General features: G+C 77.2%; 1 protein-coding gene. It reads left to right on the top strand.

All coding sequences use genetic code 11. The features are described from left to right. The first annotated feature begins 281 nt into the window (after positions 1-281). Entirely contained in the window at positions 282-734 is a 453-nt protein-coding gene (locus ACZ4W5_RS15380) for a peptidoglycan-binding protein (protein WP_360229362.1), read from the top strand. Positions 735-896 lie beyond the last annotated feature (162 nt).

The following is an 896-nucleotide window of genomic DNA, read 5'->3' as shown; positions in this document are numbered from 1 at the left end:
CCCCCCCCCCCCCCCCTCGCCCCCCCCCCCCCCCCCCCCCCCCTCCCCCCCCCCCCCCCCGCCCCCCCCCCCCCCCCCCCCCCCGGTACGGCGGCCACCGGCGGGGCGGGCGGATCCGTAGGTGGAGGTGGAGGTTCGGGTTCGAAGCTCCGCCGGTCGGCCAGTGAGGGCGCAGTACCGGCCATCCGGACCGGTTCGGTTCGTGGGCGGCGGTCTCCGTGCCAGAGTGACGGTGTCCAGACAACCCACCCGTCCCACGGGTGTACCGAAGGGGGCTGCACATGCGCTCGAACGTTCTGGTGAAGGCGGTCGTCGGTGCCACGGCCGTGGCCTGCATCGCCGTCGGCGGCCTGGCCGGTGCCGGTACCGCCGTCGCGGCGACGCCGACCGGCGTCCAGCAGGCGGCGGCGCCCGGGCCCGCCGCCCTGGCTGCGGTGGTCAACCTCGGGCTGAGCACCTCGCAGGCCGCCAAGCTCCAGGTGGCGCTCAAGCAGTACTGGGGCTACACCGGCGCCCTCGACGGCCAGCTCGGCACCGGCAGCTGGCAGGCCATGCAGCGGTTCCTGCGTGCCGACTGGGGCTACACCGATGCCATCGACGGCATCGTCGGGGCCCACACGGTGGAGGCGCTGCAACGCTGGCTGAAGAGCAACTGGGGCTACACCGGCGCCATCGACGGCATCGCCGGCGCCGGGACCCAGGCCGCGTTCGCGCGGTACTGCGACTCGCTCTGATCCCTGGGCGCCAACGAGGCGCCACCGAGGCGCCGCCCAGGCGTCAGGCGGGGAGCATTCTGACGGTGGCAGAAGGACCCGGGGTGGGGGGGGGGGGGAGGGACCGCCCCCCCCCCCCCCCCACCCCCCCCCCCCCCCCCCCCCCCCCCCCCCCCCCCCCCA

It is taken from the genome of Kitasatospora sp. NPDC029367, assembly GCF_055569135.1.
This window is presented reverse-complemented; position numbering and strand designations above follow the sequence as displayed.